This is a genomic window from Microcoleus sp. S1D4 (assembly GCF_036700765.1).
Taxonomy (GTDB): Bacteria; Cyanobacteriota; Cyanobacteriia; order Cyanobacteriales; family Microcoleaceae; genus Microcoleus.
Genome location: NZ_JAUBPP010000012.1, coordinates 85,010 through 99,368, shown reverse-complemented (window position 1 = coordinate 99,368; position 14,359 = coordinate 85,010). Strand labels below are relative to the sequence as shown.

The 14,359-nt window shown below is 46.1% G+C and carries 13 protein-coding genes; 5 read left to right on the top strand and 8 right to left on the bottom strand.

Features of this window, described 5'->3' with window-relative positions:
- Positions 1 to 74: 74 nt before the first annotated feature.
- Positions 75 to 1,631, top strand: coding sequence for an exosortase O (gene xrtO, locus QT998_RS14635; RefSeq protein WP_333115087.1), 1,557 nt, complete (start codon positions 75 to 77; stop codon positions 1,629 to 1,631).
- Positions 1,618 to 4,485: a TIGR02921 family PEP-CTERM protein gene (locus QT998_RS14630; protein WP_333115089.1), complete on the top strand. Its 2,868-nt coding sequence runs from the start codon at positions 1,618 to 1,620 to the stop codon at positions 4,483 to 4,485. Before xrtO ends, QT998_RS14630 begins: the two co-directional genes overlap by 14 nt.
- 123 nt (positions 4,486 to 4,608) lie before the next feature.
- Here the strand turns inward: QT998_RS14630 and QT998_RS14625 are convergent, their stop codons facing one another.
- The 4 genes from QT998_RS14625 to QT998_RS14610 form a co-directional block, all read right to left on the bottom strand.
- Positions 4,609 to 4,908, bottom strand: a complete 300-nt coding sequence (locus QT998_RS14625) for a Rieske (2Fe-2S) protein (RefSeq protein WP_194066068.1) — start codon at positions 4,906 to 4,908, stop codon at positions 4,609 to 4,611.
- A 36-nt stretch (positions 4,909 to 4,944) separates the two neighbouring features.
- Positions 4,945 to 5,613, bottom strand: coding sequence for an HAS-barrel domain-containing protein (locus QT998_RS14620; RefSeq protein ID WP_194066067.1), 669 nt, complete (start codon positions 5,611 to 5,613; stop codon positions 4,945 to 4,947).
- A gap of 203 nt (positions 5,614 to 5,816) precedes the next feature.
- The gene (locus tag QT998_RS14615; protein ID WP_333088234.1) at positions 5,817 to 6,008 is read right to left on the bottom strand and encodes an NAD(P)H dehydrogenase subunit NdhS; all 192 of its coding nucleotides are present in this window, start codon (positions 6,006 to 6,008) and stop codon (positions 5,817 to 5,819) included.
- A gap of 249 nt (positions 6,009 to 6,257) precedes the next feature.
- Entirely contained in the window at positions 6,258 to 7,328 is a 1,071-nt protein-coding gene (locus QT998_RS14610; protein ID WP_194066065.1) for an Mrp/NBP35 family ATP-binding protein, read from the bottom strand.
- Between the two features lie 191 nt (positions 7,329 to 7,519).
- Between QT998_RS14610 and hemF the strand changes: the two genes are divergently transcribed.
- Positions 7,520 to 8,563: an oxygen-dependent coproporphyrinogen oxidase gene (hemF, locus tag QT998_RS14605; protein WP_333088239.1), complete on the top strand. Its 1,044-nt coding sequence runs from the start codon at positions 7,520 to 7,522 to the stop codon at positions 8,561 to 8,563.
- A 60-nt stretch (positions 8,564 to 8,623) separates the two neighbouring features.
- Positions 8,624 to 8,986 carry an STAS domain-containing protein gene (locus QT998_RS14600; protein WP_106149243.1) on the top strand — a complete coding sequence of 121 codons (363 nt, stop codon included), beginning with the start codon at positions 8,624 to 8,626 and terminating at the stop codon, positions 8,984 to 8,986.
- Between the two features lie 246 nt (positions 8,987 to 9,232).
- Here the strand turns inward: QT998_RS14600 and QT998_RS14595 are convergent, their stop codons facing one another.
- On the bottom strand, positions 9,233 to 9,883 hold the full coding sequence (locus QT998_RS14595; RefSeq protein WP_333115091.1) for a chromophore lyase CpcT/CpeT: 651 nt from the start codon (positions 9,881 to 9,883) through the stop codon (positions 9,233 to 9,235).
- Positions 9,884 to 10,216: 333 nt separating this feature from the next.
- Here QT998_RS14595 and psb29 point away from each other — a divergent pair, with 333 nt between their 5' ends.
- Positions 10,217 to 10,930: a photosystem II biogenesis protein Psp29 gene (psb29, locus tag QT998_RS14590; protein WP_194010691.1), complete on the top strand. Its 714-nt coding sequence runs from the start codon at positions 10,217 to 10,219 to the stop codon at positions 10,928 to 10,930.
- A gap of 226 nt (positions 10,931 to 11,156) precedes the next feature.
- On the opposite strand, the gene QT998_RS14585 is transcribed toward psb29, so the two are convergent.
- The 3 genes from QT998_RS14585 to QT998_RS14575 form a co-directional block, all read right to left on the bottom strand.
- Complete coding sequence (locus QT998_RS14585; protein ID WP_194010712.1) at positions 11,157 to 11,693, bottom strand: late competence development ComFB family protein; 537 nt, start codon at positions 11,691 to 11,693, stop codon at positions 11,157 to 11,159.
- Between the two features lie 213 nt (positions 11,694 to 11,906).
- Positions 11,907 to 12,848, bottom strand: a complete 942-nt coding sequence (locus tag QT998_RS14580; protein WP_333115093.1) for a M23 family metallopeptidase — start codon at positions 12,846 to 12,848, stop codon at positions 11,907 to 11,909.
- Between the two features lie 303 nt (positions 12,849 to 13,151).
- Positions 13,152 to 14,249: an acyltransferase family protein gene (locus QT998_RS14575; protein ID WP_333115095.1), complete on the bottom strand. Its 1,098-nt coding sequence runs from the start codon at positions 14,247 to 14,249 to the stop codon at positions 13,152 to 13,154.
- Between the last annotated feature and the right edge of the window lie 110 nt (positions 14,250 to 14,359).

Below are 14,359 nucleotides of genomic sequence, written 5' to 3'. Positions count from 1 at the left end.
TAAAAGCTTGACAAAACTTAAATTTCAGGTCTAGGCATTACCAATGTTGCTGAGCTAAGATGTCACCAACGTGAATGTCAAGCGGTATCATGCAGCGCACCAATATTCCAGATTCTGGAATTCCAGATTCTGTTACTCCTTATCCTGCGGTTAATTTGGTTTGGTTAGCTCCTTCTTTACTGTCGCTCACTTGGTTTTTTGCCAATATCTCGGCAGTTAAATGGCTGTTATCCTCGTTTGTTGAGATACCGACACTGTACAAGATAGTAATTAGTTTTCTGATTGTAGCATTAGTAGTGCGATCGCTCAGTTCGGGAACTCGCCCGCCCGCATTGTCCCCCAAATTCGTTTTGAGGCGCTATCCGCTGGTATTAATGTTGGGTGCGAGCGTTTGCTCGATCGCCACAGGGTGCATAATAGACATCAAACAAATTACCATCCTGCTATTTATCCTCGGAACCTACGGGCTGTACGGCTTAATGGTAGAGCCGAACTTTTGGCGAAAAAACCTGCCAATAGCGGGGCTGCTAGCTTGTATTTTACCATTCAACACTCAGCTCAATAACGGATTGGGTTTGCCGGCGCGAGTGCTGACAGCTCAGGTAGTAGAAAAATTGCTATCGGTTTTTCAAATCGGGGCTATTTCTTCCTACGATATCATCGTCTTAGAAAACGGCATCGCTCAAGTAGACGTACCTTGCAGCGGCATTAAAACCCTCTTAGTAGGGACACTATTTTTGCTAGCTGCTACCTGGTTAGAAAGCCGTCAATTGGGTTTTAAATGGCTAGCAGTATGCGCCGTCAACTTCATAATGTTAGTTTCGGCTAACGCTTTGCGGGTAGTCGTATTAATATTAGTTGCCCAAGTTTTTCAACAGCCAATTTATGCCGAAATCCTGCACGTACCCCTGGGAATAGTCGGTTTAGTTAGCGCTTGTTTTTTGAGTTGGTTGATGCTGCAAAAAATACCAAAAATTTCCGCAGCCAAACAAATTAATCTTGAGTCGCAACGGGATGCAGAAATCCTCAAAAATCAGCCCTTAGCAAAAGCCGGACTAATTGCGGCCGTCGCTGTGTTGGCAGCAATTTCTCAATTCTATCATGTAGAAAGCGAACAAGTAGCGATCGCCCCCCTGAAATTTCCCCAACAAATCATATCCGAACCAATCCCCCTGAATCCCAGCGAACAAAAATTCTTCGGCAATTACCCAGACACCAAAACAGAAAAAAAGAGATTTATCTCCGGTAACTTGCGCGGTTCCATGCTAACCGTAGCCAGCACATCCTGGCAGACTTATCACGCACCAGAGTTGTGCTTTATCGCCAGCGGCATCCCCGTCAACCGCATAGAAAGAAAACAGCTAACTCCTGCCATCGCCGCCCGCTGGCTGTCTGTCAAAGACAACCAACTATCTGCCACCTACTGGCTGCAATCTTCCGAGCAAACAACCGATAATTTCTTAGAGCGAATCCGCCGCGATATCAACCACAAAAATCATACTTGGGTGCTTGTGTCAATTCTTTTTGACAATTCCGTAAACCCCGAAAGTTCCGAAGTCCAATCTTTTGCTAAAAACGTACATAACACCGTTAATTATAGCTTAACAACAGCAAAAAATGAAAAAAATTAAGCTGGCATTGAACATAATTTTTCAGCTAATATTTTGGCTGTGGAACCTGACGTTTTTGTCAATTGTTTATCTGGGAATTTTGCCCTACCTGGCAATCCCGTTAATCCAAGCCACAATAGACGGAATTATCCCCCTAGAATTTGCCTTAACCTTAACAGCACTAATAGCAGTACCGACAATATTTACAATCGTCGGATTCAACAAGCGTTTTAGCAAGCAACCATTGCAGCTAATGCGTCTGTTTTACGGCGTAGAAGCGCCATTATTTTTGCTCTGCTTAATCAGGTTATTTCTGCTGCGGGAACTGAATCCACCTAGCTCTCAAATTATTGGGACAATAGGATTGTGCATCGCAGGATTTTTAGTAGAAATCCTCTACGGATATTTGGGAAAAACAGAAAACATTCAAGAGACTTCAATATCTCAAAATGCTGAAAACAAACAACACCATGCGAATAGATTGATGGGCAACAAACAAATTGCCTGGATACAGTTAGGAGTTCACAGTTTAATGTTGCTAGTTGGCATTTGGGCAGCCACATTACTGATGTTTTACGCACTGCCTGTCGCAAGTGTGATAATAGTTGGATTTTTAAGTTTTGCTTGGGTGACACCGCTGATAGAATCTTTCAAGTACAGTTCATTTGAGATAATTTGGTGGCTGCCATTATCCTTAATCTTGTTTGGTTTTACCTCCAGCTTATTCGTGGTAATGCCTTCACTTTACGGCTTTCTCTACATCCAATCCGCGCGCAAAATATTAAATAGTTTTGCTTCGCAATACGGAAAAAATCAAGCAATCGCGGGCAGCTTGGGAGTGATAGCAGCTTGGCTGGCTATTTTCTCCGCTTTGCAGCAGCAGCCGCAAATTCAAGCAATGAAAATTCTGGAAACTCCCGCAGCCAATGAGACGGCGCGTCAAACTTTATTAGCCAAGTCTGATATGATTCGATCGGGTTTAGTTAACGCTTATTTGTCTCCTTACCGCTACCTGAGCACTGTGGGAGAAAATGACCACATTTACTCGCTGTACAAAAATACTTTAAATTTGCCTGACCAAGCAGCTAAAAGCGTACAGAACAGCTATAATTTTTTAATGTCGCCGTTTTTGTATCAAGGCTCCGGTTCCGATGTCAAAAAAGCCGAAAAACTTTACGCTGGATTCTTCGATACTGAAATTCAAAAAGGTGACACAGAAGCAGTAAAACACGCGGTGCAGTCAACATCTAACCGGGAAGAAGCTAAGGCTGGTTTGTTGAATGTCAATGAGGAAAAAGTATGGTTGGATTCTCAAGAAGTTACAGTCAAAGAAAACGGCGATTGGGCTGACGTTCAAATCTACGAAGTTTACAAAAATCAAACGCCCAATTTGCAAGAAGTATTTTATTACTTTTCTCTGCCGGAAAGCGCCGCAGTTACAGGAGTTTGGCTGGGCGATACTGAGGATTTGCAAAAGCGTTTTGCTTTTACTGTTTCGCCCAGAGGTGCCGCCCAACAAGTTTACAACGAGCAGGTGAGAGAAAGGGTAGATCCGGCTTTGCTCGAACAAATTGGCCCGAAACAATACCGCTTGCGAGCTTTTCCTGTTCCGCCTAAACGAGAGTTTGCGGTTACTAACGGGCCAACGGAAATGCACCTTTGGCTGACTTACAAAGTCCTGCGACAAGCACAGGGTTGGGCGATGCCAAGTTTAGCGGAAAAACGCAATATTTTTTGGAATCAAAATACTCGCCGAGTTATCGCTGGAAAGGAGATTAAATACAAGGGTAAGGAGGCAAAAGAAACTTGGCTTCCAGCATTTTTACCCGCAGTTGCACCGCAAAAAGCAATACCGCATTTAGCGAATTTACCCGGCAAAAATACTGTTTCTGCTCAGCCGCTGATTGATATAAATTACTTTTTGCCAAACGTTAAAAAGTTGGCTTTGGTGCTGGATACTTCTCGGAGTATGGCGACGGAAACTCAAGAACTTAAGGAGACTTTTGATTGGTTAAAAAAGAATGTTTTAGCTACAAACAGTGTGGATTTATATGTGTCGAGTGCGGCGGGTGTGCCGCCGAGGTTGGTGGAAAATATACGCAGTTTTGATGCGGGAAAGTTGACGTTTTACGGTACAATTCAACTTAAGGATATTCTGCAACAGTTTGCACGGTTGCGCGCCGATCGCACTTATGATACTGTATTCTTGGTGAGCGATCGCCACAGTTACGAGTTATCGGACGATCGCAAAACCAGCGTTTCCCTAGCTGCACCTTTATGGACAGTGCATTTAGGAGGTTTGCCCCCTGGCTATGACGACGCTACTTTAAAGGTGATTCAAGATAGCGGCGGCGGAGTTTCTACCGATATCAAAGAAGCAATGCAGCGAGTGGCGACGATGGCGGCATCGGGGAAATCTGTAGTTAATGTTGTTGATGGTTATGCTTGGAGTTATACCAAAACTCCGAAGGTGGCTGCAGGGGTTCCGAAAATAACTAATGATGAAAATGAAGGTTTTAAACCGATAGCGGCGCGGCAGTTGATAACGGCGCTTAGCAAGCAGAAAACTGCTAATCAATTGACTCAATTGGATGCGATGCACTCGCTTGCTAAAACTTTTAAAGTCGTCACGCCCTATTCTTCAATGATTGTGTTAGTTAATGACGAGCAAAGAGCGCAGCTAAAGGCGGCGGAAGGTAAAAACGATCGATTTGAACGCGAGGTAGAATCGGGTAAGGAGGAGTTGACGAAACCGAGCAATCCTTTGAATGTTTCGGGGGTTCCCGAACCGGAAGAATGGCTGCTTTTGATGGTTGGGGCGATCGGGCTTTTGGCGATTTTCCTCCGTCAGCGTCGCGCAAAAACGGTAAGTTGAAAAGCGCGCGCCCTGACTCAGAAACCGGGTTTCTTCCTCAATCTCGGTGAGGATGCCTAAATTATCGGAGAAACCCGGTTTCTTGGCTTGGCGCTGGGGACTCAGAAAACAAGTAAACTATGACTAATCGATATTGACAAAAACGATCTCGCCCTCAATCTTTACCGGATAAGATTCCAGCGAATCCGGTGAATTCAAGCACTTACCAGTATCTAACTTAAACCTAAATTTGTGAAACGGACAGGTAATGATACCGCTATCAACCTTACCCATATCGATCGGATATTCTAAATGCGTGCAAGCATTGCGGTAACAAGTGATATTTGCACCTTGGCGATTCAAAATCAGCGAAATATCCTCAACTTTTACTTTCAAAATATCCCGTTCGGGAATCTGATTTAGCGCTGCGATCTCTACCCACATAAAAAATTATACTTTTCTATTTACTTATCCCATATTCTACGGATGAATCTGACTCAAAATCAACCGCAACCTGTCATAATCATCCTTCAACAAAACACTCAAACTCCTGCCCGCTTCCACCAACCAAGATCGATCGCGCATTCGCAACTGATAAATCTCCCGAATCGTCGCCGCCGTCAGCGCATCCACCGGCGCATTAGTCACCCCCAGCAGCGTCCTCAAAAAATCCAACTTCACCGTAAAATCAATCACCTCATCCGGTTCGCAACAATAAACCGCCTGGTGAATTTGCGGCGGGCGCGGCGGCAAATACTGATAAATTTTACCCCTCGACGGGCCGTTACCGTTGAACTTTTCCGGTGGCGCTTCATACCCGACAATCGCCACTCTAAACTCGGTTTTGAGCATCGCAAAAATCTGCGGTTGTTCTTCCCGCAACTCTTCCAGCGACAAACCCAAGGCCCGAGCTCTGTGCACCGAGTCGATCGGGCTAGTCGTCGCGTAATAAACCACACCGTAGATTTGATTTTTTGACTCTTCATCCAGCGCCTTAACCCAACTTCCAAAAGGCGGCATCACCGGAAAACTCAAGTCATCCGGTTCCAAACATTGAGCCATAAATTCCGAAGTTGCCGTCTCGATTACCTCAGCAATGCGATCGGGATGGCGCTCTTTTGTAGCAAATTGGGGTAAAGGTAAACGCATAGTTTTAGTCACTTGGCAGTTGGCAGTTGGCAGTTGACAGTTGGTAATTGGCAGTTGGTAGGGGCGGTGCCCTGGCGCGCCTCAGTTAACAGTTGGTAATTGGCAGTTGGTAGTTGTTATTTGTTATTTTTTAATCTCTCCCAATAATCAGTAATTACTGACTATTAACTACTGACTACTGACTACTGCAAACTGTCAAGTGACTATTTCGCCCGGCCAGCCGTAGCATCCACAAGTTCTAACTGCGACAGCCGAAACGAGATCAGCTTGTCCCAGTTGCCGCCTTCAAACAATACCGCGACTTTCCCGTCGGTAACTCGCTGGACAAGTCCTTGAAAGCCGTAGTAAATCTCGCCCTTATCTTTAACTCGAACTGCCGAACCTGGAAAAATCATAATTGTTTGAAAGTTAAGTTTGACTGTTTATAGTTTACTGTTTTTTGGCGATCGAGACTTGAGCCTAAAACCCAAGGCAGAACATCCCTCATCTGAGTTCCTAGGAACATCCCCCGAAGGAGACTAAAAGTTAGTTCGGGAGGCGCTGGGACTCAAGAAACCGGGTTTTTTATGAATCGGCAGGCTGCAACGAAGTAAACGTCACAAAAACCCGGTTTCTCGGCACCGATGCGTCCCCGACTAACTTTGTTAGGCTAAGGCTGCTACCGAAACCTTACCAGCAATCCTACCCGCGATCGCCCGCAACTCCCTCGCCGAAGCAGAATCCGGTTGTCCCACCACAATCGGCACACCGGAATCGCCACCTTCCCGCAGCGGAATTTCCAGCGGAATGCGGCCTAACAGCGGCACTCCCAACTCCGCAGCCGTCCTTTCCCCGCCACCGGAACCGAAAATATCATATTGCTTGTCAGGCATATCCGGCGGCACAAAATAGCTCATGTTTTCCACAATTCCCAATACCGAGACTCCCAACTGCTGGAACATCTTCAACCCCTTGCGGGAATCCAACAAAGCCACCGTCTGCGGCGTCGTCACAATTACCACACCAGCCATCGGCACCGCTTGCGCCATTGTCAACTGTGCGTCTCCAGTACCCGGAGGCATATCGACAATCAGATAGTCTAAATCGCCCCAATTCACCTGATAGAGGAACTGCCGGATGATCCCGTTCAACATCGGGCCGCGCCAAATTACAGGCTGGTCTTTGTCAATTAAAAACGCCATTGACACCAATTTGACACCGTAGTTGAAAGCCGGTTCGAGGCTTTCCCCGCTTTTTCCGTCCCTAACCATCACTTTCGCGTCTCCCAAACCCAACATATTTGGGTCGTTGGGCCCGTAGATATCCGCATCTAGCAAACCCACCTTCGCGCCGGTTTGCGCCAGCGCTACAGCCACGTTTACCGCTACCGTGCTTTTGCCAACGCCCCCTTTGCCGCTGGATATTGCGATAATATTTTTGACTCCTTCTATTCCTTGGCGATCGGTCACTCCCTTCTGTTGCGGCGTTTCGGCTGTCACTTCCACCACCACTTTTTCGACTCCTGGCAACTTTTTGACCGCTTTTTGGCAATCTTCGACAATAAATTCTCGCAGCGGGCAAGCAGGCGTTGTCAGCACTAAAGTAAAACTGACTGTACCGCCGTCAATTTTAATGTTACGAATCATGTTCAATTCCACCAAACTTTTTTGCAGTTCGGGGTCTTGCACGGGTCGCAGGATCTCTAAAACTGAACTAATATCGAGTGTCTCGGGCATTGTGTTCTCCACCATAGCTCTGCAATTGGGTTAGCGAATTTTCGATCGCAATTTAAAGTATATTTTTGTTGCTATTTTTTAATGTATCTTCATTACGATCATTTGCAGACTTGCGGTGGCATAATTACAATGCCGACTGGATTGGGAAATCATCCCCCGTCTAAGACTCAAATCTGACAACAGAAATTCTTATGACAGTTTCTACCACACTTAAAACCAACTCTTCTGTGTTTTTGCCGCCCGCTGACTCTAGAGTTAGAGTCAGCCAATTTATGAAAACCCTACAAGATGAAATTTGTCAAGCCCTCGAACAGCTCGACGGTGGCAGCAAATTTAAGGAAGACTCTTGGGAACGCTCCGAAGGCGGGGGCGGACGTTCTCGCGTGATGCGCGAAGGCAATGTGTTTGAACAAGGCGGAGTTAATTTTTCCCAAGTTTGGGGCGAAAGTTTGCCGGCTTTGATTCTTGCGAAGCACCCAGAAGCGGCAGGTCACGATTTTTACGCGACTGGGACTTCGATGGTGCTGCACCCCCGCAATCCCTACTTGCCTACGGTTCACCTCAATTACCGCTATTTTGAGGCTGGGCCGATTTGGTGGTTTGGTGGCGGTGTCGATTTGACTCCTTATTACCCGTTGGCTGAGGATGCAGCTTATTTTCACAAAACTCTGAAAGCAGCTTGCGACAAACACCACTCGGACTATTACCAGACATTTAAACTCTGGTGCGACGAATATTTCTACCTGCCGCACCGCCAAGAAACTCGCGGTGTAGGCGGCCTGTTTTTTGACTACCAAAACGGTCAAGGCCCGCTTTACCGCGACCAGAATGTCAAAGGAAAAGCTGCTGAATACAGCAAGAATGCCGGAAACCCAGAACCCAGAAGCTGGGAGTCGCTGTTCGCCTTCGTACAGGACTGCGGCCGCGCATTTTTGCCGGCTTACACCCCAATTATAGAAAAGCACCGATCGAAAGAATACGGCGATCGCGAGCGCGATTTCCAACTTTACCGCCGCGGCCGTTACGTTGAATTTAACTTGGTGTACGATCGAGGCACAACCTTTGGCTTGCAGACCAACGGACGCACCGAATCGATTCTCATGTCCCTGCCACCTTTGGTACGCTGGGAGTATTGTTTCGAGCCAGAACCCAACTCTCCAGAAGCCGAACTCTACTCGAAGTTCTTAAAACCGCAAGATTGGGCGAATTGGATGCCTCAGCAGTCACCGACCTGAGTTAAACTACTGGGAAAGTAACCACCGCGATAAATAGTAATAAATTTGAGGGAAGGGTCAGTGATTCATATTGATCAAAAAACCCACACGCTATCTGACGGTACAACAGTTATCGTCTTAGCACCGACAGGACGGTTGGACATCACGACAGCTTGGCAATTCCGCCTCAAGTTGCAAGAGTGTATTTCCAAACTCAGCCGCCATGTCGTCGTGAATCTTGGTCAGGTAAACTTTATCGATAGTTCTGGCCTGACCTCATTGGTAGCCGGTATGCGCGATGCGGATAAAGTTAAGGGAAGTTTCCGCATTTGCAATGTTCATCCAGAAGCCAAACTGGTGTTTGAAGTCACCATGATGGATTCTGTGTTTGAAATCTTTGAAACGGAAGAAGAAGCTTTAGAGGGGGTGCCGCGCGCCAGTTGAGCGCTCCCGCCGACATCGGTTGCGGCGTAACGACAATTTAAGCTTGAGACTCGCCCAGAAAATCCGGCGGTTGAAACCGCTTCTTGTCAAACAAAACCTGTCTCCGCAGAAGAAGACCGCGCGATTGCAATCGCCAGAAAGTCAAACAAAACCTGCAGCCGTGCAGGTTCAAGACAAAGACGGTGAAAATTACGCGCTGTTCTTCTTTAGTCCACGGAGGCGGATTTTATTTGTCTAGACGCGGTTTCAACCGCCGTCTGATTTGCTCCCAAACCTATTGGCCAGTATCTCAGAAGCAAAATCCTGGCGCTTGACAAATCTCAAAGGGCCCATTAAAGCTCCCCAGATAGCCTTGCCTGTCGTGGGGCTTATTCCTTTGTCGTAGCTGAGAAATTCCTCCCCGGAGGCTTCAAATCCCAAGTCTACTTGGTAATTTTGCCCGCCGTAGGCAAAGCCGCAGTCAGTTCCCTCCGGCAGAGATGCCCGAAAACGATAGCGGTTTGAGGCTAAATTTTGCACCGCAACGGAGAGGGTGCAGCCAGGGAGGAATTCGATTTCCTCCCTGGTTAGTTTTGCTAACAAGTCGGGGTTGCTACCTGCTCCTTTGACGGCTGCAATATCCTTGAACATATAATACTGAGCTTCTATAAGTCCCGGCGCTGTCTTTACGTGCCTCAGTTGCACGATGCGGGGGCGGTAGGGCTTGTCTAGTTCCAGAATGTTGGCTTGTTCGGCAAACAGGGCAATCCCGGGCTCGGAAAATATATCCGCAGGCACCGGTCTTTGCCACAAACGAAGGTGGACGTACCAAGCCGGCTCTGCTAGCGCTTGTTCCCGGTTGTCAAATTCGCCCGCCATGTACTGGGCTAAAGCTATTAATTCAGGAGAAATTGTCATATTTGTTGGATTTTTCAGTATTTAGACTTGACATTCAGCATTTATTGTGATACGGGTGGCTAGTTCTGGGCGGGCAAGTCAGAAGATTAGATTGGTGAGCGATCCCAGAAGAGCTATGATTGTAAAGATACTTGGGTTTTGCCCTGGTAGTGCGACAGTTTATTTGTGGCTGCCGATCGCGCGCAAAATCTTTTAGATAAAATTTTGCCTCGCTTGAGGGCTGGTACAAATAAAAAAAAACTGGCAATTTTTGTCAGCAAAGCTCATAGACTTTCACGACTTTAGCGCGCGCCGCGCGCGCTGCTGCAAAATTATTTATCTATAAGACATCAGGTGAACAATAACCGTACAGTTTCAGATACTAAGCGAAGTTTCTATACGATTCACACTCGACCGATCAACTCAATTTACCGTCGGGTGGTGGAAGAGTTGATGGTAGAAATGCACTTGCTTTTGGCTAATGCCGATTTTCAATACGACCCGATTTATGCTTTGGGCGTGGTGACAGCTTTCGATCGATTCATGCTCGGGTACGCCCCTGAAGCAGACAGACTTTCGATTTTTAACGCTTTGTGCAAGTCCCTAGAAGACGATCCCGAACGCTACAAACAAGACGCTCAGCGCTTGGAAAGCATGGCGGGCAAACTTTCCGGGTCAGATTTGCTCTCGTGGCTCGATCGCTCCACCAGCTTTGAAGATACAGGAGATTTGCAAGCATCTTTAGGGGCGATCGCCAGCAACCCTCAATTTAAGTACAGTCGCTTGTTCGCGATCGGCTTGTTTTCGTTGTTAGAAAAAGCTGACCCCGAAATGGTAAAAGACCAAGAAACGCGAAACGGCGCGATCGCCAAAATCAGTGCGGCCTTGCACCTCCCTGAAGAAAAAGTTAGCAAAGATTTAGATTTGTACCGCAGCAATTTGGAAAAAATGGCCCAAGCGCGAATAGTGCTTCAAGATGTCATCCAAGCAGAACGGAAAAAACGGGAAAAGCGAGAGGCAAAAGTTACCGTCAGCCCCACGGCAGACTCTTCTGACAGCAACAATTAATCGTTGGAAAAAACAAGTCATATCAATTCCAGTCGCACTCCTGGTGATGTTAACTGTTAACAGTTAACAGTGAATTTACTATTCCGATGAAGAGAGGATTTGATATCACATTGTGTCCGCTCAATGAACCGGACTCGCGATCGATCTTGGTTGCTCAAGAACTAGAAATCCCGCTTTCTCTCAAGAGAGCGGGATTGATTTAAGCAAGATAGAGTAGTTTGTTGTACTAAGGCTGCTGCTCAAAATTAGTGGCGTTAGCTTGCAGCCAAGTGCTTAGCTGTGAAAGAACTTCGTTTCCAGAAGACTTGCCCAAAGCTGTGGGGTTTGGGGTGTCTGGCCTGTCCAAGTTGCGGGCGATGGCTGCGTTGACTTCTTTGGAAATCAAATCGTGAAGTTGTTCTTTAGCCCTAGCTCTTTGAAAATGAGCTCCCTCTTCCGTCGTAGCATACAGAGGCGGCAGCCTATTTAAAGCATAAGCCGCAATATCTCCCACATCCAGACTCAGGTCAGTCTTCTCCTCAATCTCGGCCACCCTGGCGATCGCCTCACTGAGCACCAACTCTTCCATCACGTTGATGAACTGTTTGCGGGGCAGAACCACGACTTCCCCGGTTAACAACGAGCCCATCAGGCGATCGAGAGCCATGTACTCTTCGATCGACAATTCCGAAGCCGTGTTGCAGATCCGTCCCACCTCAGCTTCCATAGAGGGCGTTAAATAGCCATCTTGCAAAGCCTGCTCAACAATTTTTTCAATACTCATATATGCTTCCCACTCAACGGCATCATTAATACAGTTTTGTTTTTTAAAAGACGCGATTGCTGGCGTCTTGAGATTCGAGTTTTGAGGGATATGTTGAGAATTGTCATACAAATCCTAACTCAATACAGATAACCCAGAACAGTTATCTATGTACCCCAGCCACAAACTTACCCTATAATTGACCGTTAAATTTGTCAAAACCCGTATAAATTCCTACTCAATTCCCTGAAGCCGCCAAGGTACGGGATCGACAGACTGCCCGTGCACGTAAAGTCCCCAATGCAGGTGAGGGCCTGTCGCAGCCCCCGTTGACCCCAGAGCACCAATTACTTGACCTGCTTTCACGAAATCCCCTTCCTTGACATCAATTCGGCTGAGGTGCATCAAAATACTTGCTACCCCTTGACCGTGGTCGATACCGACGACATTTCCGTGGATTTTAAACCCTTGGGATTCGCGTCCCACCAGAGACACCCGACCTGCTGCGGGTGCGACTACAGGGGAACCGTAAGCACCGCCGTAATCTACGCCCCGGTGGTAGTAGTCTTTAGCAAATACTCCATTATAGTATCGCTGCACGCCGTAAATAGTGGTAACTTCTCCAGAGTTAGGGCGCAATAATTTGCCGTTCCAAAATTTTTCGGGTGTCACCAGTGCTTTAAATGCGTCTACGGGATCGAACTCGGCATCTGTACCTTCCTCATCTTTACCCGGAGGTAGCCAGATGGACTGAGTGGGAAAATTTCGATCGCGCACTTGCACGTTCAACTTCTGTGTCTGTCCGTCACCTGCGACTTCTAAAACGCGGGCACCGGGTTTCTCTACCGGTGTCGTCGGTAACAGGGCTCGAAAGCGGCCGTTGCCCATTGGAAACGCGGGGTAGTTTTTCTGCTGTAAAGAAACTGTTGGAGTTTCCCCGCCGTTACCGTCAACCTGAATCATTACTGACAGCGTATCTCCCAGTTCGGGATTTTGTGGAGTGACGACTACCTGCAAAGCTTGCACCGGCAGGGCAAAACTCATCAAGCCGGCCACAATTCCCCCGCTGAAAGTAGCGATTAGCTGATTTGCTTTCAACTGCCGCCACCGCAAAATTACACCTGCCGCTATTTCCATACTTTCCCCGCAATTGCCTCGATTCACAGTCGTGGTCATAGTTACGTTTCCTTAACCTTTGTCAAGCAGATATTTCTGTTCACTATACATCTCCAATATCTAAATTGAGTGCATTTTTGATAACTCAAATCACAGTTTAGGTTTTCTCGGTGCGGAAATAACAATAATTAGTTAGAATCAGATTAATTTCACAGCAGACAGTAAGCTGTCCTGTATTTAAATTATATGTCAAAAAATAATTAAACTCTTGTGGGGTATCCCGCCCGCACTGAATATGGAATTTAAATGCGTGACAGCTTATCCGAATTCTTAGCTTCTAACACGGGTTAACCTTCGGCTTTTTTAGATTCTTGCTTCGGCTTTGGGAAGGAACATTTTTTCTACAATATTTTTACGCAGATAAATTGTCAGCGGTTTTTCGATAAAAGAGTAAACAATGCAACCAAAAACTACGGCGAATAATGCCAGTATAGCTGGAGCAAAAAAACCGTCGAAATATTTTCCTAAATTCGCCTTTTGCAAAATTTTTGTCATTGCTAACATCAGCGGCGAGTGGGTCAAAAATATCGAGTAGGAGGCATCTCCCAAGAAAATTAAAAGATCAGGAATTTTAGGGGAATCCTTGAGATCTATCGAGGTAGCAGCAATGATTAACATAAGTGCTAGCACTCCAAAAGTAGGGACGCGCCGGAACTCTATGTTTCCCCATGAGGCGCTCATTACTAAAATAACATATCCTAAATTTGCTATCCCAAACAATATCCACCTGTACTTGCCGATCTTATTGTTATATTTAATCACAATATACCCAGCCATGCAGCCCAAAACAAATTCTAGATTCATACCCCCAAATACTAGAGCCAGCCAGACAAAAGAGTTGGGGAATGTTACAATTTTCAAAAAATGTAGAATCGTGACAAATAGCCAAGTCGAAAGTATCGGTACAGAATGTTTGGGTTTCAACCAGATAGCTATACTGAACAGGAAGTAAAAATATAATTCGTAAATTAAAGTCCAACCTACCACGAGAATGGGCTGTTCATTTTGTGGAATCAAGAGAAGCGAGCCAATTACGTGTCCTAAACCTAAATCTTGATTCTTAGCAAAACCGGGAATTACTATAAAAAAACACAAAACTGTCAGAGTAATTATCCAGTATATAGGATAAATTCTCACGGCGCGCTTGACTAAAAAAGATTTTAATTGGTCTTTTTTACCGAGCGCCGATCGGTGAACGTACACCATGATAAAACCGCTCAATACAAAAAAGTAATCAACACCGCTCCACCCACCCTGAAATAAATTAAAAAAAGTAACTTGATTTAATATACCCGTGCTGATCTCGTTGAGGTGAAACATTACCACCAATACAGCGGCAATCCCTCGATAAACTTGCAAAAGCTTAAGCTTTTTGTGAGGAGTGGAACTCTGTGTCATCATGAGAATACCTTGTTCAAGAGTGACTGTTGCGCTTGTCCCTCAACTATAGTCAACCCGCTAAACATAGTCAACACATTAGATACTATAATATAACTTTACACTTTTTTCAT